Source organism: Micromonospora kangleipakensis, from assembly GCF_004217615.1.
Classification (GTDB): Bacteria; Actinomycetota; Actinomycetes; order Mycobacteriales; family Micromonosporaceae; genus Micromonospora; species Micromonospora kangleipakensis.
In genome coordinates, this window is the sequence record NZ_SHLD01000001.1 from 2,776,811 (window position 1) to 2,799,398 (window position 22,588).

The 22,588-nt window shown below is 74.5% G+C and carries 21 protein-coding genes, 3 tRNA genes and 1 pseudogene; 12 read left to right on the top strand and 13 right to left on the bottom strand.

All coding sequences use genetic code 11. The annotated features are described in order from the left end of the window. On the top strand, positions 1–537 hold the full coding sequence (accB, locus tag EV384_RS13420) for an acetyl-CoA carboxylase biotin carboxyl carrier protein (protein ID WP_130333433.1): 537 nt from the start codon (positions 1–3) through the stop codon (positions 535–537). Continuing rightward, positions 534–1,919: an acetyl-CoA carboxylase biotin carboxylase subunit gene (locus EV384_RS13425; RefSeq protein ID WP_130333435.1), complete on the top strand. Its 1,386-nt coding sequence runs from the start codon at positions 534–536 to the stop codon at positions 1,917–1,919. The genes accB and EV384_RS13425 overlap by 4 nt, the downstream gene beginning before the upstream one ends. A 128-nt stretch (positions 1,920–2,047) precedes the next feature. Here EV384_RS13425 and EV384_RS13430 read toward each other — a convergent pair whose 3' ends face one another. From EV384_RS13430 to EV384_RS13440, 3 genes are all read right to left on the bottom strand, one after another. Then, entirely contained in the window at positions 2,048–3,823 is a 1,776-nt protein-coding gene (locus EV384_RS13430) for an AfsR/SARP family transcriptional regulator (RefSeq protein WP_165439927.1), read from the bottom strand. A 1,022-nt stretch (positions 3,824–4,845) separates the two neighbouring features. After that, complete coding sequence (locus EV384_RS13435) at positions 4,846–5,361, bottom strand: flavin reductase family protein (RefSeq protein WP_242624035.1); 516 nt, start codon at positions 5,359–5,361, stop codon at positions 4,846–4,848. 63 nt (positions 5,362–5,424) lie between these two features. Then, positions 5,425–7,191 (bottom strand): tryptophan halogenase family protein, encoded by a 1,767-nt coding sequence (locus EV384_RS13440; RefSeq protein ID WP_130333439.1) that lies wholly within the window; start codon positions 7,189–7,191, stop codon positions 5,425–5,427. Positions 7,192–7,503: 312 nt separating this feature from the next. Between EV384_RS13440 and EV384_RS34785 the strand changes: the two genes are divergently transcribed. After that, the gene (locus EV384_RS34785; RefSeq protein ID WP_165439928.1) at positions 7,504–7,674 is read left to right on the top strand and encodes a hypothetical protein; all 171 of its coding nucleotides are present in this window, start codon (positions 7,504–7,506) and stop codon (positions 7,672–7,674) included. A gap of 58 nt (positions 7,675–7,732) precedes the next feature. Here EV384_RS34785 and EV384_RS13445 read toward each other — a convergent pair whose 3' ends face one another. From EV384_RS13445 to EV384_RS13455, 3 genes are read right to left on the bottom strand one after another with little or no spacing between them, the layout of a single operon-like run. Next, positions 7,733–8,986 carry a beta-ketoacyl-[acyl-carrier-protein] synthase family protein gene (locus tag EV384_RS13445; RefSeq protein ID WP_130333441.1) on the bottom strand — a complete coding sequence of 418 codons (1,254 nt, stop codon included), beginning with the start codon at positions 8,984–8,986 and terminating at the stop codon, positions 7,733–7,735. Next, a complete protein-coding gene (locus tag EV384_RS13450; RefSeq protein ID WP_130333443.1) occupies positions 8,983–9,411 on the bottom strand; it encodes a cupin domain-containing protein in 429 nt (142 codons plus the stop codon). The genes EV384_RS13445 and EV384_RS13450 overlap by 4 nt, the downstream gene beginning before the upstream one ends. Next, entirely contained in the window at positions 9,408–9,743 is a 336-nt protein-coding gene (locus EV384_RS13455) for a TcmI family type II polyketide cyclase (RefSeq protein WP_130333445.1), read from the bottom strand. Before EV384_RS13455 ends, EV384_RS13450 begins: the two co-directional genes overlap by 4 nt. Positions 9,744–9,961: 218 nt before the next feature. On the opposite strand from EV384_RS13455, the gene EV384_RS13460 reads away from it, so the two are divergent. The 3 genes from EV384_RS13460 (at position 9,962) to EV384_RS13470 (ending at position 13,552) form a co-directional block, all read left to right on the top strand. Continuing rightward, on the top strand, positions 9,962–11,206 hold the full coding sequence (locus EV384_RS13460; RefSeq protein ID WP_130333447.1) for a cation:proton antiporter domain-containing protein: 1,245 nt from the start codon (positions 9,962–9,964) through the stop codon (positions 11,204–11,206). A gap of 91 nt (positions 11,207–11,297) precedes the next feature. Beyond that, positions 11,298–12,878, top strand: coding sequence for a sensor histidine kinase (locus EV384_RS13465; RefSeq protein ID WP_242624036.1), 1,581 nt, complete (start codon positions 11,298–11,300; stop codon positions 12,876–12,878). Continuing rightward, positions 12,875–13,552 carry a response regulator gene (locus EV384_RS13470; RefSeq protein WP_130333451.1) on the top strand — a complete coding sequence of 226 codons (678 nt, stop codon included), beginning with the start codon at positions 12,875–12,877 and terminating at the stop codon, positions 13,550–13,552. The genes EV384_RS13465 and EV384_RS13470 overlap by 4 nt, the downstream gene beginning before the upstream one ends. 35 nt (positions 13,553–13,587) lie before the next feature. Here the strand turns inward: EV384_RS13470 and EV384_RS13475 are convergent, their stop codons facing one another. From EV384_RS13475 to EV384_RS13490, 4 genes are all read right to left on the bottom strand, one after another. After that, positions 13,588–14,409, bottom strand: a complete 822-nt coding sequence (locus EV384_RS13475; protein WP_130333452.1) for an ABC transporter permease — start codon at positions 14,407–14,409, stop codon at positions 13,588–13,590. Then, a complete protein-coding gene (locus tag EV384_RS13480; RefSeq protein ID WP_130333454.1) occupies positions 14,406–15,341 on the bottom strand; it encodes an ABC transporter ATP-binding protein in 936 nt (311 codons plus the stop codon). Before EV384_RS13480 ends, EV384_RS13475 begins: the two co-directional genes overlap by 4 nt. Positions 15,342–15,448: 107 nt before the next feature. After that, positions 15,449–16,612: a cytochrome P450 gene (locus EV384_RS13485; RefSeq protein WP_130333456.1), complete on the bottom strand. Its 1,164-nt coding sequence runs from the start codon at positions 16,610–16,612 to the stop codon at positions 15,449–15,451. Positions 16,613–16,621: 9 nt separating this feature from the next. Beyond that, positions 16,622–17,290 carry a class I SAM-dependent methyltransferase gene (locus tag EV384_RS13490; protein ID WP_130333458.1) on the bottom strand — a complete coding sequence of 223 codons (669 nt, stop codon included), beginning with the start codon at positions 17,288–17,290 and terminating at the stop codon, positions 16,622–16,624. Between the two features lie 182 nt (positions 17,291–17,472). On the opposite strand from EV384_RS13490, the gene EV384_RS13495 reads away from it, so the two are divergent. Together EV384_RS13495 and EV384_RS13500 are read left to right on the top strand one after the other, a co-directional pair. Continuing rightward, on the top strand, positions 17,473–18,330 hold the full coding sequence (locus EV384_RS13495) for a hypothetical protein (protein WP_242624037.1): 858 nt from the start codon (positions 17,473–17,475) through the stop codon (positions 18,328–18,330). A gap of 154 nt (positions 18,331–18,484) precedes the next feature. Beyond that, positions 18,485–19,678, top strand: coding sequence for an alkane 1-monooxygenase (locus EV384_RS13500; RefSeq protein WP_130333460.1), 1,194 nt, complete (start codon positions 18,485–18,487; stop codon positions 19,676–19,678). Here the strand turns inward: EV384_RS13500 and EV384_RS13505 are convergent. Beyond that, positions 19,668–19,823: pseudogene (locus EV384_RS13505) on the bottom strand (TetR family transcriptional regulator C-terminal domain-containing protein); the annotation flags it as partial. The gene EV384_RS13500 and the pseudogene EV384_RS13505 overlap by 11 nt on opposite strands. Positions 19,824–20,000: 177 nt before the next feature. Between EV384_RS13505 and EV384_RS13510 the strand changes: the two are divergent. The 3 genes from EV384_RS13510 (at position 20,001) to EV384_RS13520 (ending at position 20,266) form a co-directional block, all read left to right on the top strand. After that, positions 20,001–20,073 (top strand) — tRNA-Gly (locus EV384_RS13510). A gap of 34 nt (positions 20,074–20,107) precedes the next feature. Beyond that, positions 20,108–20,178: transfer RNA gene (locus tag EV384_RS13515), tRNA-Cys, on the top strand. A gap of 13 nt (positions 20,179–20,191) precedes the next feature. After that, positions 20,192–20,266 (top strand) — tRNA-Val (locus tag EV384_RS13520). Positions 20,267–20,337: 71 nt separating this feature from the next. Here EV384_RS13520 and EV384_RS13525 read toward each other — a convergent pair. Next, positions 20,338–21,318: an ArsR/SmtB family transcription factor gene (locus EV384_RS13525; protein WP_130333462.1), complete on the bottom strand. Its 981-nt coding sequence runs from the start codon at positions 21,316–21,318 to the stop codon at positions 20,338–20,340. 70 nt (positions 21,319–21,388) lie between these two features. On the opposite strand from EV384_RS13525, the gene EV384_RS13530 reads away from it, so the two are divergent. Continuing rightward, positions 21,389–22,207 (top strand): isocitrate lyase/PEP mutase family protein, encoded by an 819-nt coding sequence (locus EV384_RS13530; RefSeq protein ID WP_130333464.1) that lies wholly within the window; start codon positions 21,389–21,391, stop codon positions 22,205–22,207. A 102-nt stretch (positions 22,208–22,309) separates the two neighbouring features. On the opposite strand, the gene EV384_RS13535 is transcribed toward EV384_RS13530, so the two are convergent. Next, positions 22,310–22,549, bottom strand: a complete 240-nt coding sequence (locus EV384_RS13535) for a DUF6458 family protein (RefSeq protein WP_130333466.1) — start codon at positions 22,547–22,549, stop codon at positions 22,310–22,312. Between the last annotated feature and the right edge of the window lie 39 nt (positions 22,550–22,588).

A 22,588-nucleotide genomic window follows, 5' to 3' on the forward strand; every position in this document is an offset into this window, starting at 1 on the left:
ATGACCATCACTCCTGCTCCCACCACGACCCCGGCACCGGCCGATCCGGGCGGGCTGGACGCGGCGGTGGCGGTGCTGCACGCCGAGGCCGCGATGGAGGTGCTGCACCGCAGCGTCCTCGGGGTGGCCCGCTCGGTCAGCGGCGCGCCGAGCCGGATCAGTGTCCGCTTCGGCTGCGCCAGCATCGACGTCGAGTGGCCGGACGCGACCGCGGCCGGGGGCGGGACGCCCGTCACCGTCTACGCCGAGACGCCGGCGACCCAGGTCGACGCCGGGGCGGAGGCCGGCCGACACGAGCTGCGGTCGCCGCTGGTGGGCACCTTCTACCGGGCGATCGAGCCGGGCGCCAAGCCGTTCGTCGAGGTCGGCGACATCGTCGAGGTCGGCCAGCAGGTCGGCATCGTGGAGGCGATGAAGCTGATGAACCCGCTGGTGGCCGACCTGGCCGGGCGGGTGGTCGACATCCCGGTGGCCGACGGCGAGCCGGTCGAGTACGAGCAGCCGCTGCTGGTGATCGAGCCCTGGGAGGGCGAGTGAGCGGGCGGGAGGCCACCTTCGACACGGTGCTGGTGGCCAACCGCGGCGAGATCGCGCTGCGGGTGGTGCGTACCTGTCGGGAGATGGGGATCCGCAGCGTGGTGGCGTACTCCACCGCCGACCGCGAGTCGGCGGCGGTCCGCGCCGCCGACGAGGCGGTCCACATCGGACCGGGACCGGCCAAGCAGAGTTACCTGTACCCGCCGGCGCTGATCGAGGCGGCGCTGCGCACCGGCGCGCAGGCCGTCCACCCCGGCTACGGCTTCCTCTCCGAGGATCCCGACTTCGCCGAGATCTGCGCCCGCAACGGGCTGGTCTTCATCGGGCCCCGGCCGGAGGTGATGGCGCGCCTGGGCGACAAGTCGCTGGCCCGACGGCTGATGACCGACGCCGGCCTGCCGGTCCTGCCGGGCACCCTCGAACCGGTCGGCAGCGCCAGCGAGATCCTGGCCGCCGGGCACCGGGTCGGGTTCCCGGTGATCATCAAGGCGGCGGCCGGCGGGGGCGGCCGGGGGATGAGCGTGGTGCGGCGCGCGGAGGACCTGCTGCCCGCGTTCCGCGCGACCCGGGCCGCGGCCCGCTCGGTCTTCGGCGACGACCGGGTCTACCTGGAGCGCTTCCTGGAACGCGCCCGGCACGTGGAGATCCAGGTGTTGGCCGACGGGCACGGCAACGTGGTGCACCTGGGGGAGCGGGACTGCTCGGTGCAGCGCCGGCACCAGAAGCTCGTCGAGGAGAGCCCGGCCCCGGGCCTGCCCCGGCGGATCGCCGACGCGTTCGCCGAGGCGGCGGTGCGGGGCGCCCGGGCGGTCGGCTTCACCGGGGCGGGGACCTTCGAGTTCCTGGTCGCCGGCGAGGAGACCGCGTTCATCGAGGTGAACTCGCGGATCCAGGTGGAGCACCCGGTCACCGAGGCGGTCACCGGCATCGACCTGGTACGCGAGCAGATCCGGGTGGCCGCCGGCCTGCCGCTGTCGGTGACCCAGGACGACGTCCGGCCGCGCGGGGTGGCGGTGGAGTGCCGGGTCAACGCCGAGGACCCGGCGCGGGACTACGCCCCCTGCCCGGGGGAGCTCACCGAGTTCGTCCCGCCCGGCGGCCCGGGCGTCCGGGTCGACACCCACGCCTACCCGGGCTGGCGGATCTCGCCGTACTACGACTCGCTGCTGGCAAAGGTGATCGTCTGGGCGCCCGACCGGGACCAGGCGCTGGACCGGATGGACCGGGCGCTGGCCGAGTTCCGGATCGCCGGGCGGGGTGTCCGGACCACCGTGCCCCGGCTGCGGGAGGTGCTGGCCGACCCGGTGTTCCGGGCGGCGGAGCACTCCACGTCGCTGCTGGACGAGATGGCGGCGGCGCCGGGCGTACGCCTGGCCGGGTGACGGGTCGGTCCCGGCGGCCCGACCCCGGGGAGCAGCTGCGGCGACGGCCGCGACGGTGAGAGACCGTCGCGGCCGTCGGCGTTCCGGGCCGTTGCCCCCGGGCCGGTGGAGCCGACCCGGGGGAGGGTTCAGCGGCCCACCGCGAGCTGCTGGCTGATGCTGCGCAGGGTCGGCAGGAACCGGTAGTTGTACCCGACGAGCTGGTCGTCCGGCGGCTCGGCGCCGATCAGGTGCAGCTCGACCAGCTCCTCCAGGACCGACTCGGCGGCGTGCTCGTCGACGCCGAGCACGCTGGCGGCGGTGCCGAGCGAGACCGGCTGCTGCACCAGCCCGGCGAGCTGGCCGAGCGCGGTCTGCACCGCCCGCGGCGCGAGCCGGTACGTCCGTTCCACGCTGGCCCGCAGCCGCAGCGGGTCGCCGCAGGGGCGGTCCATCTCCCGCCGCTTCCACGCGATCAGTCGCGCGATGCTCCAGTGTGGCCGGGAGAGCAGCATCGACGCGGCGACGTGCAGCGCCGACGGCAGCCCGTCGCAGAGGTAGACCAGCTCGCGGGCGATCAGCGGTTCCCGTTCGATCCGACGCCGGCCGATCGCGGCGGCCAGCAGTTGCAGGCTGCCGTCGACGTCCAGCGGCGGCAGGTGGAGGGTCTCGCTGATGGACGGCGTCGAGAGCCGACGCCGGCTGGTCACCAGCACCGCGCTGGCGCGGCTCGACGGCAGCAGCGGGGCCAACTGGTCGATGTCGGCCACGTCGTCGAGGAGGACGAGCACGTTCCGGTCCGCGGTGACCGAGCGGAACATCCGGCTGCGCTCGTCGAGCGAGGTCGGCAGCGCCTCGTCGGGCACCCCCAGCGCCCGCAGGAACCCGCCGAGCACCTCGCCCAGGTCGGCCCGGCCGCCGTCGCCGTCGAGCAGCCGGGCGTATAGCTGGCCGCCCGGGTGGTGGTCGCGGACCTGGTGGGCGGCGTGCACGCTGAGCGCGGTGGCGCCGCAGCCGGGCGGTCCGGCGACGACCACCACCGCCGGGGCGCTGCGCGGCGTGCGGCCCAGCGCGGCCAGCACCGCCGCCAGCTCGGTGTCCCGGCCGACCAGCGCCGGCCCCTTCGGGGGCAGCTGGCTGGGCGGCGCGGACCGGACGACGACGGCCGCCGGCTCGGCCGACGCCGGCGGCGGCTCCAGGGCGAGGTCGCCCTCCAGCATCGAGCGGTGCAGCCGCTGGGTGTCCAGCGACGGGTCCAGGCCCAGCTCCCGGGCCAGGGCCGTGCGCAGGCTCTGGTAGACGGCGAGCGCGTCGGGGCGGCGCCCGGCGCGGTAGAGGGCGAGCATCAGCTTGGCGTGGAAGCCCTCGTGGGTGGGCTGCTTGGCCACCAGCGCGGTCAGCTCGCCGAGCACCTCGTGGTGCCGGCCGAGCTGCAGGTCGGCCTGGATACGGGACTCCAGGGCGCTCTTGTGCATCTCCTCCAGCCGCAGCGCCTCGACCTGCAGCAGCGGACCCAGGCTGACGTCCACCAGGGACGGACCGCGCCAGAGCCGCAGCGCCTCGGCCAGGGTGCCCGCCGCGGTGGCGGGGTCGCCGGCCTCCAGTTGGGCCCGGCCCAGGGCGGCCAGCCGGCCGAAGCGGCGGGCGTCGAGGGCGTCCGGCGCGAGCGAGAGGACGTACCCGTAGGCGGAGGTCCGCAGCGACGGCGCCCCCGCCGTGGTCGGCAGCTGTCCCCGGGCGTTGGGTACGCCGAGCCGCAGCAGTTTGCGGAGCTGGTAGACGTAGGTCTGGAGCGTGGTGGTGACGCTGGCGGGAGGGTTGTCCTCCCACAACTCCTCAATGATCTGGTCGGTCCGCACGACGACGTTGCCGTTGAGCGCGAGAAGGCTGAGCGCTCGGCGGAGTTTGGGTGCCGAAGGTGTCACGACCGTACGGTCGCGTACCACCTCCAGCGGTCCTAGGATCGAAATCTGCACGACAACCACTTCCCCCTTGTGGTCGAAGTCGCTGCTGTCCCGCCCCGCACCGGGTGGGACGTCGACTTCGAGAGACCTGGTATCAGGCTGGGTCGATGCCATCTTTCAGCGCTCGAAAAGCGCTGGAGCGCGGATAGAGCCCCCTTTCTCGAAGTCCTCCACTCGTCCCTTTTCGCGGCAAACGCCAGTCGAATGCACACGCGGAGTGGATGCGCAACGCATTAATCTCCACCAATCGGTCGACCCCTGCCTCCGACGGTTTGCCGAGGGGCAGGGGTCGCCCAAAACCGGACAGTCGGGGCGCATCCCCTGAACTCCGTGCGCTCGGTCGACCGCGACTGGCCCGACCTTCCGCGCCCGGAAAGCTCGCTACGGATCCCACGGTGTTCGACAATCCGTCATTTCGATCGGCTGTGCAATGTCGGATCTCCGGCTTTCGATCCGGCCGGCTCTTTCCTTACCGAGAGTACCCGAAACATTCGGTAACAATTGGCGGACGGCCGACTGTCGGAAAGGCGCGGTATTGGTCCGGGCCGCCGGAGAAAACATTGTCAAGCGGCCCAATAATGGGATTCTGGACAAAGCCGTCCGGACGCCCCCGGCGTTCACCGTCGGCCGTGGTGGGGGCGTTGCGCGGGGCGCGCCCGCGGCCCGATGTCGCGGGTGTCGGCCCGCGCGTAGGCGGGCCGCCGCGGCGCCCGCCGGACGGCAGGCGTGTCACCGACAGTGATCGCGCCGGGTGCAAATTGCAATAGTGGCGGTGGGGCGGATTCCACGAAGTGGGTTCGACACCCGAACGACACAATTCCCGGGCGCGGAGAACGCACAATCCCGCGACGACAGGATTCCCGGGTCCGGGACGCCCGCGGCCCGGAAACGACACGATCCCCGGGCCCGCGGACCGGGCCGGCGCGCGGTGACGCGACGGCGACCGGTCCCCGGCCCCGGGGATCAGTGCGGACGACCGGTGGTCAGCCGGCCGGCCAGGCGGCGAACCGGCGCTGCCCGTAGAGCAGCGGCTCCCGGCCCGGCTCCCGGACGATGCGCCGCACCTCGCCGAAGACCACCACGTGGTCGCCGACCGGCTCGGTGCGGGTCACGGCGCAGTGCGCCACGGCGAGCGCGTCGTCGGCCAGGTGCGGCCCCGCCGCGTCCGGCCCGGCGTCCCAGCACACCCGGGAGAACCGGTCCGGGTCGCCGGAGGCGAACAGCCGCGCCGTCTCCGAGGCGCGGTCGTGCAGCAGGTTCACCGCGAAGCGGGAGCCGGCGACGATCGCGGCCAGCGTCGGGCTGCCGCTCCACACGCAGACCAGCAACGTCGGCGGGCTCAGGGTCACGCTGCACACCGACGAGCACGTCATGCCGTGCGGCCCGCCGTCCGGCCCGAACGCGGTCAGCACCGCCACGCCGGTGGGGAACTCGGCCATCAGGCCCCGGAAGTCGGTCGAGGAGGGCCCGGCGGCCCGCTCGGCGAGGGAATCTGTCACGTCGCACCACCTCAGGGATCGGGCGGGGGTCCGCCGGTGGTCCGGACCGGACCCCGGCGTCGGTCAGTTCATCCCGATGTACGGGGCGATGTGCCGGCCGGCCCAGCTGTCGAAGTCCTCGAGCAGCTGCTTGTTCAGCTCCGGGTGCTCGGCGAAGGCCTTCAGCGCGTCCGCCTGGGTCATCGCCTTCGCCACCAGGGCGTCGGCCGCCTTGCGGCGCTGCCACCAGTCGTCGTTGGTCTCCGTGCGCTCCAGCAGGGTCGCCGGCACCTTCTGACCGAGCAGCAGGTTGTCGATGCCCGCCAGGCCGAAGAAGGTCGGCGCCGCGCCCAGCGCCAGGTCCAGCAGGAAGGGGTCCCGCCGGGTCAGCGGCGCGCCGTTGGCGTACAGGTCCAGCAGCGGCTTGAAGCCGGAGACGTCGCAGCGCTCCTGGACGTCCTTCCAGAACGGCGTGTCCAGCTTCGTGTTGAACTTGTAGTGGATGCCGAGGAACCAGCGGATCGCGTCCCAGCGCTGGCCGAGGCCGAGGTTGACCACGTCCCGGGCCGGGGTCTCGGACCACGAGGTGGGCAGGGTGGCCACCATCGCCTGGATGGAGAGCGCGCTCATCAGCAGCCCGGTGGACTCCAGCGGCTCGACGAAGGCGTACGAGTTGCCGATCGCGTAGACGTTGCCCCGCCAGGCCTTGTCGTGCCGGCCGCTGCGGAAGCGCACCTGGCGCAGCCCGTCGACGGTGGGGAAGCGCTCCTGGACCTCGTCGGCCGCCTGCTCGTCGCTGAGGTGGTCGGTCGAGTAGACGTAGCCGATGTGGTCGCTCTCCGGGGTGGGGATGTTCCAGGTCCAACCGGCCTGCATGGTGGTCGCCGAGGTGTACGGCTTGAGCACCCCGTCGTGCGGCATGTTGCCGGTGACCGCCGAGTTGGTGAAGAGCGTGTCGGAGTAGCTGTGGAACGGCGTGCCGAGGGTCTTGCCGAGCAGCATCGACCGGAAGCCGGTGCAGTCGACGTAGAAGTCGAACTCCAGCTCGCGCCCGTCGGTGGTGGTCAGATGGTCTACCCACTCCTCGCCGCTGAGCACCACGTCGGCCAGCCGCGCCTCGACGTGCTTGATGCCGCGCTGCTCGGCCAGCTCGGTGAGGTAGCCGACGAACCGGCCGTTGTCCAGGTGGTACGCGAACGGCAGGTACTTCATCAGCGAGACGGGCCTGCCGTCCACCTCGTAGACCGCCGAGCGGTCGGCCATCATCATCAGCGACTGGAGCGTGAAGCCGTTGACGCTGCCGGTGGCGTCCAGCGCGCCGAGGCCGCCGATCGAGTGGTGGTGCCAGTCGAAGGTGGCCATGAACGGCTCGTCGTCCGCCGGTCCCCAGTCGAACTTGATGCCGAGCTTCCAGGTGGGCATCACCTTCCGGTACAGCTCGTTGGCGTCGATGCCCAGGTAGTGGTGCAGGAACATCACCATGTAGGTCACCGTCGCCTCGCCGACGCCGATGATCGGGATCTCCTTCGACTGCACCAGGGTGACGTCCAGCCACGGCCGCTTCGCCTTCAGCGCCAGTGCGGCCATGAAGCCGGCGGTGCCGCCACCGATGACGCCGACCGAGCGGACCCCCTGCGGGTCGTCGTCGGCCGGGCGACGCCGGTCGCTCGCCACCGCCTCGTGGTGCTGGGTGAGCGCCCGCGGGTTGAGCACACCCGGCATGCCCTGGCCGTTCGCGCCGCCCAGCCAGTCGCGTACCGCGTCCGCGTCGGACTCGGTGAGGCTCTCGACCAGGGTGTCCAGCTGTGTCCTGGTGCTGGGGCCGCCGAAGCCGCCCATGTTTCCGTACATTCCGCACTCCCGACCGTCGTTGGATGGATGGCCCCGCCGGCTCCGTTCGGGCGGGGCGCGGTGCCGCCAGGGTGGTCCGGACCCGTCGGCGCCGGTGCCGCCGGCCGGGATCGACCCGGCCACGGCCACTGTGCGCAGGCCGGCTCGAACCCCGCTGGAGCGTCGCTCAGGGTGCCCGGGCCCGCGCCGGGCCGGGTCCGCGCGCCCCGCCGGCTCGCTCGCCGGTCGAGGCGGGTTCGAGGGGTACGCCCCAGGCTGGCGGCCGGTCCGCCGCGCCCGCGGCGGGCCGGCGAGGACCGGAAGGGGCGTGCGATGGTGGCCGACGGCGGCGGAGATCAGGGGTACCCGTCGATGCTGGTGCGGATCGCCCGGCGGCTCTGGTCGGGCGCCCAGGTCCAGGGGCTGTTCCTGATGGGTTTCCCACCGCCCCCGGGTCGGCCCGCCGAGCCGCCCCCGGCACGCCCGGCCCGGCGTCGCCGCTGACCGACGCACGACGACCGGCCGTCCACTGCCAGGTGGGCGGCCGGTCGTCGGTCCGGGGTCAGACGCGGGCGAGCAGCATCGCGCTCTGGAAGCCGCCGAAGCCGCTGCCCACGCTGAGCACGCTGTCCATCCGGTGCTCCCGGGCGGTGAGCGGCACGTAGTCCAGGTCGCACTCGGGATCGCGCTGGTGCAGGTTCGCGGTGGGCGGCACCACCTGGCGTTGCAGGGCCAGCGCGCAGGCCGCCACCTCCAGGGAGCCGATCGCCCCCAGCGAGTGCCCGATCATCGACTTGATCGAGCTGACCGGCACCTGGTACGCCCGCTCGCCGAGCGCCCGGATGAACGCGGCCGTCTCGTGCCGGTCGTTCTGCTTGGTCCCCGAGCCGTGCGCGTTGATGTAGTCCACGTCGGACGGGTCGATGCGCGCCTGGTCCATGGCGACCCGGATCGCCTCGGCCATCTCCCGGCCGTCCGGCTTCAGCCCGGTCATGTGGAAGGCGTTGCTGCGACTGGCGAAGCCGGTGATCTCGGCGTAGACGCGGGCCCCGCGCCGCTGGGCCGCCTCCTTCTCCTCCAGCACCAGCACCGCCGCCCCCTCGCCGAGGACGAAGCCGTCGCGGGTGGCGTCGAACGGGCGGGAGGCGTGCTCGGGGTCGTCGTTGTTCGGCGAGGTCGCCTTGATCGCGTCGAAGCAGGCGGAGGTGATCGGGGAGAGCGGGGCGTCCGTCGCGCCGGCCACCATCACGTCGGTGCTGCCCTCGCGGATCAGCTCCACCGCGTGCCCGACCGCGTCCAGCCCGGAGGTGCAGCCGGTCGAGATGAGCGCCGTCGGCCCCTCCGCGCCGGCCGTCCAGGCCACCTCCACCGCCAGCGTGCTCGGCACCATGTACCCGTACAGGTGCGGCACCCCGTAGCTGTGGTCGACCAGCCAGTTGCGGCCGTCGTCGGAGAGCACCGCGTACTCCTGCTCCAGACCCATGGTGCAGCCGACCGCGCTGCCGATGCTGACCCCGAGCCGGGCCGGGTCTCCGGCGGCGAGGTCCAGGCCGCTGTCCGCGACCGCCTCCCGGGCGCTGACCACCGCGAACTGCGCGGCCCGGTCCATCCGCCGGATCTCCGCTGAGGTCAGCCCGCACGCCCGCGGGTCGAAGTCCACCTCGGCGGCGATCCGGGACCGGAAGGCGCCGGCGTCGAAGAGGCTGATCCGCCGGGTCGCGGTCCGCCCGGCGGCCAGCAGCTCCCAGTACGCCTCCCGGCCCACCGCCCCCGGCGCGACCGCGCCGATCCCGGTGACCACCACCGACCGGGTCATGCCGGACCACCCACGTCCGGGTTCGCCGCCTCCGGCCGGATCGGCTCCTCGGTATCCACGTGACCCAGCTCGGGCCGGGGCGCCAGCGGGGAGAGGTGGAACACCACCCGGGCGGCGCTGCCGCCGGTGTTGACCAGCCGGTGCTTCACTCCGATCGGCACCAGCAGCGAGTCGCCGGGGCCGAGCCGGACCGGCTCGCCGTCCAGCCGGATCTCCAGGTCGCCGTCGACGACGTGCAGGAACTCCTCCGAGTACGGGTGGTAGTGCTCGGTGACGTACTCGCCGGGGGCGAGGGCGAGCACCCCGCCGAAGCCGGAGGTGCAGCCCACCGTCCTCGGGCTCAGGGTGAGCCGGATGTCGCCGCCGCGGCGCCGGTTCGGCGCCACCTGGTCGACGTGCACACGCAGTTCGCGGGTCGTGGTCACCGGGTCCTCCCGTCCTGCGCCGTCCACACGTAGAACGGGGCGGCCATCGCGTCCTTCGGCTCCTTCCAGTTCGGGTCGTACGGCGACACGAACTCCGTCAGCCGGGTGTTGATGTCCTGGTAGAGCGGGTGGCTGCGGGCCTTGTACAGGTTGGGCGAGATGTCGTCGTCGGCCTCCACGAGATGCAGGTAGAGGTCGTGGAAGGTGAACAGCAGCCGCCGCGAGACACCGATCATGTGGGGCAGGTCGGTGGCGTCCGATTCGGCGAAGACGTCGCCGATGCGCTGTGGTTCGTCGGTCTTCAACTTCGCGATGATCAAGGTGCGGTGCACGGTGATCCTCCTGGCGTCCGCTCCGATGGGCCCGCACATGCTCACAGCGCCGGCTGGAGCCGTACTCGAACCCGGCTCGGCGGCCGGGCGACCCGCCGCCGCCCGCGGACGCCCGTCCCGACGGCGCCGCCGCGGCCCTTGACCGGTGGTCGAGCCGCACCCGAGGCGGCGGCGTGACGATCGCCGGGTCAACCGTCGGACGTCCGGTCGGAGGAGCCATGTCGACCACTCAGGCCACCCGTCTCCTGCTCGCCCTCGCGATCATCATCGTGGCCGCCCGCCTGCTGGGTGCGGTGGCCCGCCGGCTGGACCAGCCGCCGGTGATCGGCGAGGTGCTGGCCGGGATCGCGCTCGGTCCCACGCTCCTCGACGGCGTCGTCTCCGACGCGGTCTTCCCCACCGACATCCGGCCGTTCCTCGCCGCGCTGGCCAACCTGGGGATCGCGCTGTTCATGTTCATCGTCGGTCTCGAACTGGACCACGCGCTGGTGCGGGGCAAGGGCCGGCTGGCCGGCAGCGTCTCGATCAGCTCCATCGTGCTGCCGTTCGGGTTGGGCGCCCTGCTGTCGCTGTACCTGATCCACAATCACCCGAGCCGGGACCCGCTGAGCTTCGCGCTGTTCATGGGCGCGGCGATGTCGGTCACCGCGTTCCCCGTGCTGGCCCGGATCCTCACCGACCGGAACATGAGCCACACCCTGGTCGGCCAGGTGGCCCTGACCTGCGCGGCGGTCGACGACGTCCTCGCCTGGTCGATGTTGGCCATGGTGGTGGCCGTCGCCGGCGCCGCCGCCGACCAGGCCCGGCTGCTGCTGGTGCTGCCCTACCTGGCGGTGATGTTCCTGCTGGTCCGCCCCCTGCTGCGCCGGGTGGCCGCGGCGCAGCGGACCGCCGGGCGGCTGACCAGCGGCACCCTCGCCGTGGTGCTGGCCGGTGCGTTGCTGTCGGCCGCGGCCACCGAGGCCGTCGGGCTGCACTTCATCTTCGGCGCGTTCCTGTTCGGCGTGGTGATGCCCCGCGAGGGCGGCGCCGCGCTCCGCGCCGAACTGCTGGAACGGGTCGGCCAGGTCAGCTCGGTGCTGCTGTTGCCGGTCTTCTTCATCGTCGCCGGCCTGCGGGTCGACCTCTCCGCCGTCGGCGGCACCGGGCTGGGCGAGCTGGCCCTGATCCTGCTGGTGGCGATCGGCGGCAAGTTCGTCGGCGCCTACCTGGCGGCCCGGGCCAACGGACTGCCGGCCCGGGAGTCCGGCGCGCTGGCCACCCTGATGAACACCCGCGGCCTGACCGAACTGGTCATCCTCAACATCGGCCTGCAACTGACCCTGCTGGACACCCGGCTCTACTCGCTGATGGTGGTGATGGCGGTGCTCACCACCGCGATGGCCGGGCCGCTGCTGCGCGTCCTCTACCCGCGCCGGCGCTATGCCCCGGCCGCCCCGGTGCCGACCGCCCACCCCGGCTGACCGCCGCGCCCCGGTCGGGCCGGCGGACACCGGCCGGGCACCTGACTTTCGTCGGTGTCCGGACCGGGCACCCGTCGGTAGCCTGACCGCCGTGGAATCGCGGTCTTGGCGTCACGCCCGCCTGCTAGGGGACCGGCGGCGGGTGGGCGACCTGCTGCTCTGGGCCGCGCTGGCCGCGCCGATCGGGTACGCCGGGATCACCCCGCCCCGACCGCCCTCCGCGGTGTTCCTGCTGGTCGCCTCGCTGGCGCTGCTGGCCCTGGCGGTGGGGACCGGTCGGCGCCTGCCGCTGACCGCCCTCGTGGCGGTGGTGCTCGGCTCGCTGCTCGACGGCAACTTCGTCTTCGCCATCCCGGTCTTCAGCTACCTGGCCGGGCGGCGGGGCGCGGGGACCGCCCGGGCCGCCGGGGTCTTCGGGGCGATCGCGGCCGCCGGCACCGGGCTCAACCTCGGCCTGCTCGGCACCGGGCCGGCGACCTGGTACCTGCTGGCGTCGGTGCTGCTCTTCGGCGGGGTGTTCCCCTGGCTGCTCGGCCGGCACCGGCGGCAGCAGCGGGCGCTGGCGGCGACCGAGCGGCGGCACGCCGAGGCGGTGGACCGGGAGCGGCGCAGCGCGGTGGACCGGATCCGGTTGCGGGAACGGGCCCGGATCGCCCAGGAGATGCACGATTCGCTGGGCCACGACCTGAGCCTGATCGCGCTCCGCACCGCCGCGCTGGAGGTCTCCGCCGACCTCGCCCCCGCGCACCGCGCCGCCGCCGGTGAGCTGCGCGCCAGCGTGGCCGCCGCGACCGAGCGGCTGCACGACATCATCGGCGTGCTGCGCGAGGAGCGGGCGTCGGACGTCCGGCCGCCCGACGAGACCGTGGCGGAGTTGGTGGAGGGGGCCCGCGACGCCGGGATGACGGTCGAGCTGCGGGTGCCGGCCGACCTGGACCTGCCGCCGATGGTCGCGCACGCCGCGCACCGGGTGATCCGCGAGGCGCTGACCAACGCCGCCCGGTACGCGCCCGGCGCTCCGGTCACCGTCACCCTGGCCCGGGCCGGTGACCGGGTCGACGTGCGGGTGGTCAACGCCCCGGCCGCGGCCCCGCCGCTGCCCGGCCCGCCCGCCCACGGCTCGGGTCTGCTCGCCCTGCGCGAGCGGGTACGCCTCACCGGCGGGGTCCTCGACGCGGGCCCACGCGACGGCGGGTTCGCCGTACGGGTCTGGCTGCCGCTGGTCCCCGACGGGCCGGCGGGGGAGGACGATGGGCCGCTCCCGGCGCCCGACGCCCCGGGCGGCTGGCCGCTCGACGGCCGGCCCGGGCTTGCCACGGCCGACCCGCCCGGCGAGTCCGAACGCCGGCTGCGCGACGCCCGACGCCGGGTGCGGCGCAGCCTGCTGATCGCGTTCGGCGCCCCGGTCACGCTGGGCCTGGTGCTGTCGCTGGTCTACTACCCGCTCGCCACGGCCGGCGCCGTGCTGGACCGTCCCGGGTACGAGCGGCTGCGGGTCGGCGACCCGCGCGCCGCACTGGGGCTGCCCCGGCGGCAGGCCGAGCCGCCGGACGGCGCCCCGGCGGGCGGGTGCGAGTACTACACCGACGGCAACTTCCCCTTCGCGGAGCCGAGCTGGCGGCTCTGCTTCGCCGACGGCCGGCTGGCCAGCAAGGAGCGGATCGCCCGGTGAGCGAGGACCGCGAGCGCCCGGTGCGGGTCGTGCTCGCCGACGACGAGGCCATGGTCCGGGCCGGGGTGCGGGCCATCCTGGCGGCGGACCCGGGGATCGAGGTGGTCGGCGAGGCCGCCGACGGCCGGGACGCGGTCGAACTCGTCCGCGCCCACCGCCCCCGGGTGGCCCTGTTGGACATTCGGATGCCGAGGCTGGACGGGATCGGCGCGGCCGCGGAGATCCGGCGGCTGGTGCCGGAGACCGCCAGCGTCATGCTGACCACGTTCGGCGAGGACGACCACGTCGCCCGGGCGCTGGGTCACGGGGCGAGCGGATTCCTGCTCAAGGCCGGCGATCCCCGCGAGCTGCTCGCCGGGGTCCGGGCCGTGGCCGACGGCGGGGCGTACCTGTCACCCCGGGTGGCCCGGCGGGTGATCGAGCTGACCGGCGGCCGGCTGGCCCGCGGGCCGTACGCCCGGGACCGGCTCGTCGGCCTGACCGAGCGCGAGCGGGAGGTACTGGCGCTGGTCGGCGCCGGGCTGTCCAACGCCGAGATCGCCCGCCGCCTGCACCTGGTCGAGGGCACCGTGAAGAGCTACCTGACCAGCATCTTCACCCGGCTCGACGTCCGTAACCGGGTGCAGGCGGCGATCCTCGCGTACGAGGCGGGGCTGGTCCCGCCGACCGGCTGACCAGCCCCGCCCCGTCCCCAGTCCGGCGGGGCGGGTCAGGCGTCGCGCCGCCGGAGCGCGGCCCGGCCGAGGGCCAGCGCGGCGACCGTCCAGCCGGCGAGCAGCAGCAGCCCCACTGCCGCCGGGTACGGGTCGCTGTCTCCGGCCATGAAATGCGCGCCCGCGACGCCGGGGAAGGCGTCGGCGATCCGGGTGAGCACGGTGATCCGCGGCTCCTGGAGCGACAGCGGCACGATCATCAGCACGGCGAGGAGCACGGTGAGGGTGAGCACCGCGCCGCGCAGCGCCGCCGCCAGGCCCAGTGCCAGCACCGCGACCAGCGCCAGGTAGACCGCGGCGGCCAGCACATCGCCCAGCGTCCCGGCCACCGGGACGCGGCCCCACCGGCCCAGCACCGGCCCGGCCACCAGCGCGCCGACGCCACCGAGCAGGAGGCCGAACAGGAAGGTCACGACCGCCACCACGACCGCCTTGGCCAGCAGCATCCGGCCCCGCGACGGGGTGCAGCGCAGCGTGGTCCGGATGGTGCCGGTCGCGTACTCCGAGGTGATGGCGAGCAGTCCCAGGGCCAGGACGGCGTACTGGGTGAGGTCCAGGGAACCGATCACGACGCTGCCGACGGTGCCGACGCCCGGGTTGTTGGTCGGGTCGTCGTCGGTGTTGGCGTTGGCCGCGTAGATGGCGAGCTGCCCGGCGGTGGCCGCCATCACCAGCACGCCGGCCAGCAGCGTCCACCAGGTGGACCGGACCGACCAGAGCTTGGTCCACTCGGCGGCCACCGCGCCGGTGAACGGGCCGCCGGCCGGGGCGGGTCGGGACGTCGGTCGGGCGGGGGCGACGGTGCGGAGGGTGGTCATCGGGCCTCGCTTCCGACGGTGCCGCCGGCGTACTCGACGCTGTCGGCGGTGAGTTCCATGAACGCCTGCTCCAGCGAGCCGGTCATCGGGGTCAGCTCGTGCATCCGGACCCCCAGCTCGTACGCCACATCGCCGACCCGGTCGGCGGCGGCGCCCGAGACGGTCAGGCCGTCGGCGCCGTGCGGGGTCACGGTGGCTCCCTCGGCCGTCAACCGCTCACCCAGCGCGGCCAGCGCCACCGGTTGCGGGCCGCGGACCAGGACCGAGGCGGCCGCGCTGGCGGCGATCAGCTCGGCGACCGGCGCGTCGGCGATCAGCCGGCCCCGGCCGATCACGATGAGCTGGTCGGCGGTCTGCTCCATCTCGCTCATCAGGTGACTGGAGACCAGGACGGTCCGCCCCTCGGCGGCCAGCGCGCGGGTCAGCCGCCGGATCCAGCGCACCCCGTCGGGGTCCAACCCGTTGACCGGTTCGTCGAAGAGCAGCACGGGCGGGTCCCCGAGCAGCGCGCCGGCGATGCCGAGCCGCTGCGCCATGCCGAGGGAGAGCGAGCGGCCCGGTTTGTCCGCGGCCCGTCCGTCGAGGCCGGCCAGGCCGAGCACCTCGTCGACCCGGCGCGGCGGGATGCCGTTGCTGCGCGCCATGGCCCGCAAGTGCGCCCGGCCGGACCGGGCCGGGTGGATGCCGGTCGCGTCCAGCAGCGCCCCCACCTCGTGCAACGGGTGTCGCAGGGCCCGGTACGGCCGCCCGTCGACCAGGGCTTCGCCGGCGGTCGGTCGGTCCAGGCCGAGGACCATCCGCATGGTGGTGGACTTGCCCGCGCCGTTCGGGCCGAGGAAGCCGGTCACCCGTCCGGGCGCGATGTCGACGGTCAGGTCGTCGACCGCGGTCGTCCCGCCGAACCGTTTCGTCAACCCACGTAATGTGATCATGCGCCGACGGTACGAACCGGACCGGGCGCCGCACCGCTGCCGATCGCCGCCGACCGACCCCCACTTTCGTCAGGACCGGCGAGCGCCCCGCCGCAGCGGCGGAGCGGTCAGGCGCGGCGGACGACGAACGCGTCCGGCATCCGGAAGGTCAGGTTGTCCGGGCACCACGGCGGGCGGACCACGGTCACCCCGTCGAGCAGCGGGGCCGCCTCGGCGACCACCACCGCCGCCTCCATCCGGGCCAGTTGGGCCCCCACGCAGCGGTGCGCGCCCGCCCCGAAGGCCAGGTGCCGGCGGGAACCGGGCTGTCCCGGCCGGAACTCGGCCGGGGCGGCGACCACCTCGGGGTCCCGGCCGGCCCGGGCCAGCCACGCCACGATGCTGGTGCCCGCCGGCACCGCCGTCCCGCCCAGCTCGGTGTCCACCGTGGCCACCCGCCGCCAGGTGACGATCGGCGGCTCCAGCCGCAGCCCCTCCTCGACCACGTCGGCGACGGCGACCTCGCCGGCACGCAGCCCCGCGCGTACCTCCGGTTCGCCGGTCAGCCGGTGCAGCAGCAGGGTGAGGAACTGCGAGGTGGTCTCCTGGCCGGCGACCAGCAGGAAGAACAGCGCGCCCACCACCACGTCGGGGGAGTGCCCGGCAGCCCGCAGCCGGGCGGCGAGCCCTCCGCCGGTGGCGGCGAACGCGCGCAGCATGGTGTGGAACCTTCCGACCTCGGTGGCCAGCGCCCGCTGCCGCTCGGCGTCCAGCGGCGCCCAGAACAGCTCCAGCGCGGCCCGGGCGAACTCCTTGACCGCGCCGACCGGGGCGTCCGGCAGCTCCACGAGCCGGGCGAGCACCAGCAGCGGCAGGTCGGCGGCGAGTTCGGCGTACAGGTCGACCGCCTGGCCCGCCTCGAGGGCGGCGGCGAGCCGGTCCACCCGCTCCCGGACCAGCGCCGTCAGCCAGGGCTGCTGCGCCGCCACCCGGGTGGGGTGCAGCGCGTCGGCGACGATGCCGCGGATCTGCGGGTGGCTGGCGCCGGAGTTGTTGGCCAGCGTCGGCGGCAGCCGGAACCGGTGTCCGGCGAGCACCCGCAGCGCGGCCACCGGCATCGGGGTCACCGCGTCGAGGGCGTTGTCCGGCCGGAACGTGACGGGGTCGGTGAGCACCCGCCGGACCAGGGCGTGCCGGGTGACCACCAGGTGACCGACGCCGACGTGGTCGACCACGGTCGCCACGTCCGGCCACCGCCCGTCGACGGACTCCCCCCAGCCCCGGAACAGCACGCCGCCACGTTAGCGGGCGGCTCCCGGCGGCGCGGGGTCCAGCTCCCACACGGTGGTGTGCTTCACCCGTACGCTCTCCAGCGCCTCCGGCACCGGCACGTCGTACGCGGCCAGCTCGTGGAAGCGCTCGCGGGGCAGGAACGCCCGCCCGGGGTCGCCGACCAGCACCCGGGCCCCGGACCGGGCGGCCCGGAGCAGGAAGCGCAGCATCCGCCGGGCCATCGCCTCGCTGTAGAAGACGTCGCCGGCGAGGACCACCTCGGCACCCCCGGCGTCGCCGTCGAGAATGTCGCCGAACTCGGCGTCGATGCGTACCCCGTTGGCCTCGGCGTTGAGCGCGACGGCCGCGACGGCCCGCTCGTCGACCTCGACGGCGCGGACGGCCGCCGCGCCGGCGCGGGCGGCGGCGATGGCGACCAGGCCGGAGCCGGCGGCGAGGTCGAGCACCCGGCGGCCGGCGACGAGCTCGGGATGGTCGGTGACGTAGCGGGCCAGTCCCTGGCCGCCGGCCCAGGCGAAGGCCCAGAACGGTGGCGGCTGGGCGCTGCGGAACTCGCCCTCGGTCAGCTCCCACAGGCCGATCGGCTCGTCGGCCTGGTGCAGCCGCACCTCGGGAACGAACGGGACCGGCGCGAGCCGGGCGTGCAGCCGGACGAAGGCCGCGGACAGGTCGGACACCCCGTGATTCTGCGCCGGCAGGGATCCCGGGCGTGTCGCGGGGCGGGCGTGACCGGTTCACCACTGTCCGTGGAATCGACCCCCGCGCTTGCCGATCGGTGCGAACACGCCCGTCTGTCGGCTTGCCCCGCCCGCTCATAGCGTTGCCAGTTGGACGCGACCGACGGGAGGACGAGGCGGTGGTGAGCGTGTGGCGGAACGCGCTGCGGATCGGGATGGTGCTGGCCTGTCTGTCGGGGGCGGGCCTGGGTGCGGCCGCGCCGGCGCGGGCGGCGGCCGGCTTCGCCACCGAGCTGAGCGGGCTGCCGGACGAGTTCACCGCCGGCAACGGGGTGGAGACCGTCGCCGCGGTGGTCTCCCGCTCCGACGGCGGCGGCTGCGTCAAGGTGCGCTGGTCGATGGTGCTCGGCGTGCAGGGCCTGCGGTTGGACCAGGTGAAGATGGACCGGGTGGAGGACAGCGGCTCCTTCCCGCTGGAGATCCGGACCGAGGGGGACGTGGCCCGGCTGACCGACCGTCAGCTGGACCCGGGGATCCTCTGCCCCGGGCGGACGGTCACCGCTCGCTACCGGGTGGCCTTCGCCGAGGACGTCAGCCGGGGGCGGGTGAGCTTCGCCGCCGAGGCGTACGACGAGAACCTGCGTCTGCTGGCCCGGCAGACGGCGACGCGGCAGGTGGTCGGGGAGGAGGCCGTGGCGACGCCGAGCGCGACGGCGCCGGAGCCGACGGAGAGCTCCGCCGCGCCGAGCGACCCGGCCGCCTCGGCGCCGGTGTCGGACGATCCCGGCGCGGACGCGACGCCGAGCGAGGAGGCGGTGGCCGAGCTGCCGCCGCCGGGTGCGGCGGGCCGGCCGGTGGCGCAGCCCGGTGGTTTCGGGGTCGTGCAGGGCGCCTTCCTCCTTGGCGGCCTGCTCCTCTTCCTCGGCGCGGGCCTGCTGTTGCGGCTGCGGCACCTGCTGCGCCCGGCCGGGGACGCGGCGGCCGGGGACGACCCGGGCCGGGCCTTCGAGCGTCGGGCGCCGCGGGGGCGGTGGCGGTAGCGGGCCGCTGATCGGGGGTGGCCGGGGCCGGGAGGGAGATCCTCCCGGCCCCGGTGCGTCTCTGCGCCGAGTTGGTTTACAAAATACTGCCTCTTGTAAAACGGCATGACGGCTGCCACAGTCTGGGGAGGAGTCAAGAGATCGGAGGCTGACGATGAGCACCGGCACCGACGCGACGCCCCTCGCCTGGCGCGACACCCGAAAGCCGCTCTGGCCGCTCGCCCTGCTCGTCCCGGTGCTGCCCTTCGTCGGCTGGCTGGGCTGGCACTCCACCGGCGGCGCCTGGGCCTGGTGGCTGACCCCCCTCGTCGTCTTCGGGCTGATCCCGGTGATCGACCTGCTGATCGGCGACGACCGGCGCAACCCGCCCGACGAGGCGGTGCCCCGCCTGCAGGCCGACGGCTACTACCGCTCGCTCACCTACCTCTACCTGCCCGCCCAGTACGCCGCCCTGGTCCTCTGCTGTGCGGTCTGGGCCCGGGGCGGGCTCTCCTGGCTGGGCGCCGCCGGCCTGGTCGCCACCGTCGGCGTGGTCAACGGCATCGCCATCAACACCGCCCACGAGCTGGGCCACAAGCGCGAGTCGGCGGAGCGCTGGCTCTCCAAGGTCGCCCTCGCGCCGACCGGGTACGGGCACTTCTACGTCGAGCACAACCGCGGCCACCACACCCGGGTCGCCACCCCGGAGGATCCGGCCAGCTCACGGCTGGGGGAGAGCTTTTGGGCGTTCTGGCCGCGCACGGTCCGGGGCAGCCTGCGCTCGGCCTGGCGGCTGGAGACGAGCCGGTTCCGCATCCGTGGTCGCAGCCCCTGGACGTGGCGCAACGACATCCTCAACGCCTGGGCGATGACCCTGGTCCTCTACGCGGTGCTGATGCTCGCCTTCGGCCCCGGGGTGCTGCTCTTCCTGCTGCCCCAGGCCGTGGTCGGCTTCTCGCTGCTGGAGGTGGTGAACTACCTGGAGCACTACGGGCTGGCCCGGCAGCGCACCGTGGCCGGCCGGTACGAGAAGGTCGACCCCCGGCACAGCTGGAACAGCGACCGGACGGTCACCAACGTCTTCCTCTTCCAGCTCCAGCGACACAGCGACCACCACGCCAACCCGCTGCGCCGCTACCAGACGCTGCGCAGCTTCGACTCCTCGCCGCAGTTGCCGGCCGGCTACGCCACCATGGTGGTGGCCGCGCTGGTGCCGCCGGTCTGGCGGCGGGTGATGGACCACCGGGTGCTCGCCCACTACGGCGGCGACCTCGGGTCGGCCAACGTCCACCCGCCGGCCCTGCGCCGGCTGCGGGAGCGCCAGCGCGGTCGCCCCGCGGCCCCCGCCCCCGAGTCGTACGCCGGCTGACCGCCCGCTCGTGCACCGCGAGCTGCACCGCCAGGCCGTCCATCACCGCGTTGATCCGCCACGCGGCGCCGGCCGGGTCCGCGCAGTCGAAGGTGCCGGCGGCCACCCCGTCGGAGATCACCTGGGCCAGGTCCTGCCGCCAGCGACCCGGCCCTCGGACCTCCCACCCAGGCTTCTGGGAAGCTTCAGGAGGGGTGGGCCAGGTCCCGGTGACGCCGGCCGTCGCCCCCGCGCCGGACGCGCCGGGGGACCCCCCGATTTGGCAACCGTTCCCGGCCTCGGCTAAAGTTCTCATCCGTCACCCGGAAACAACCGGGGGCACGCGGACGTAGCGCAGCTGGTAGCGCATCACCTTGCCAAGGTGAGGGTCGCGGGTTCGAATCCCGTCGTCCGCTCGGAGCTGCCGCCACGCATGTCGGGGGCAACCTCGGTGGAGTGGCCGAGAGGCGAGGCAACGGCCTGCAAAGCCGTGTACACGGGTTCAAATCCCGTCTCCACCTCGGCAGTTGACGAGGGCGATTGGCGCAGTGGGAGCGCGCTTCCTTGACACGGAAGAGGTCACTGGTTCAAACCCAGTATCGCCCACCAGTTGGATGAGCAGAAGGCTCGTCACCGGACATCGGTGACGAGCCTTCCTGTTTCTCCCGGTGCCGGCCCGCTCACCCCGGCGCGGTCAGCAGCGCCTCCGCGACGGGGGTCCGGCTGCTCAGCAGCGACCGGCCCGCCCGGTGCGTCACCACCAGGCCCGCGGCGCGCAGCGTGGCCAGGTGCTGGGACACGCCCGCGGGGGACATGCCCGTCCGCCGGGCCAGCTCGGTGGTCGACCGCGGCGCGTCCAGCTCGGCGAGCAACCGGGCCCGGCCCCGGCCGAGCACGGCCCCCAGCGCGTCCGGCGCCGCCGGCGGACACTCCCACAGCGAGCCGAGGCCCCGGGCGGGGTACGCCAGCTGCGACACGTCCCCCGCCGCGATGCTGAGCACGGACGGCCAGACGAAGACCGAGGGGACCAGGACCAGCCCGCTGCCGTCCGGCACGTCCGGGGCGGCGCAGTGCCGCTGGCTGATCAGCAGGGCGTCGCCCTCCCAGCGGACCCGCTCGTGCAGGTCGTTCAGCAGCCCGGCGGCGCCCTCCTCGGCCAGCCGGCGGGCCCGCCGGAACACCTCCGCGTCGAGCAGCGCCCGGATCCGGGGCCACTCGGCGGCCAGGGCCAGCCGCCAGTACGCCGCGATCTCCTCGGCGAGCCGGCGCAGCCCGTCCGCCGGGTCGGCGTACAGGGCGGCCAGCGCCGGCGGCCGGGCACCGGGGTAGAGGTCGAGCTGGGCGCGGACCGTGCCGGGCGGGGTGGCGCGCAGCGCGGAGAGCTCCTGCCCCAGGTCGGGGGTGAGACCGGCCGGCGGCGGGGTGAGGAAGTCGGCCAGGTAACCCGGCGCGGGCGGCACCAGCTGCCAGAGCAGCCCGCCGTCGGGGCCGGCCAGCCCGGCCTCGGCCAGGCGCGGCCGGACCCGGTTCACCCAGGGCAGGTGGACCGCGTGGTCGCCCGGGTCGCGCAGCACCCGCACGCTGGCGACGACCTCCCAGAGGCAGGAGAGGGCGAAGCGGACCCGGGCGACCGCATCCGCGGAGAGGCCGATCGCGACCACGGTGTCCTCCGTCGTTTCAGCTGGGACTGAAACATTACGGCCGGCGGCGGCGCGGGCCCAGACTGGGCGGGTGAACGATCAACACACCCGAGCCCTGCACTTCCGTTCCCTGCACGTCCCCGGCGAGCCGCTGGTCCTGGTGAACGCCTGGGACGCGGCGAGCGCCCGGATCGTCGCGGCCGCCGGCGCCCGCGCGGTCGCCACCACCAGCGCCGGGGTCGCCTGGAGCCTCGGCGCGCCGGACGGCGACGCGCTCGGCCGCGAGGCGGCCGTCGACCTGGTCCGCCGGGTCGTCGCCGCGGTGCCGCTGCCGGTCACCGCCGACATCGAGTCCGGGTACGGCGACACCGTCGACGAGGTCGCCGCGACCGTACGGGCGGTGGTGGCCGCGGGCGCGGTCGGCGTGAACGTCGAGGACGCCCGCCACGACGGTGGCGCGCCGCTGCGCGAGGTGGCGGACCAGTGCGCCCGGCTGGCCGCCGTCCGGCAGGCGGCGGACCACGCCGGCGTGCCGCTGTACGTCAACGCCCGGATCGACACGTTCCTGCGCGGCGCCGGCGGCGTGGAGGAGACGGTGGCGCGGGCCCACGCGTACCTGGCGGCCGGCGCGGACGGGGTGTTCGTGCCCGGGACGGTCGACCCGGCGACGGTGGCCGCCCTGGTCGCGGCCATCCCGGCCCCGCTGAACGTGCTGGTCGGGCCGGGCGCCCCGGCGGTGCCGGAGCTGGCCCGCCTCGGGGTGGCCCGGATCAGCCTCGGCTCCTCGGTCGCCGAGGCCGCGTACGCGGTGGCCCGGCGGGCCGCCGAGGAGGCGTTCGGTGCCGGGACGTACGACGCGCTGGTCGGCGCGTTCGACTACGGCGCGCTGAACGACCTGATGCGCGGCTGAAGCGGACACAAGGGGGTGCCGGCCGTGTCGGCCGGCACCCCCTCGTACGCGTGCCTGGTGACCCCGCGACCGATCAGCCCCGTCGGCCCTGGGTCGGTCGGGTCACAGCGGCGGGCCGACGTCCCGGCGCTCCTCGACCCGCCGGTACTCGACCGGCTCGGCCGGGGTGACCACCTCGCGGCGGCGGCCCCAGACCAGGGTCGTCATGATGAGGCCGAGCACGCCCGCCGCCATCAGGATCCAGCCGATGACGTCGAGGTTGACCCCACCGATGCTGGCGTCCAGCGCGAACGTGAGGATTGCGCCGACCGCGATCAGGAAGATGCTGGTACCGATTCCCACGACAGCCTCCTTCAGGGGATGTGGTGTGCTGTCGAGAGC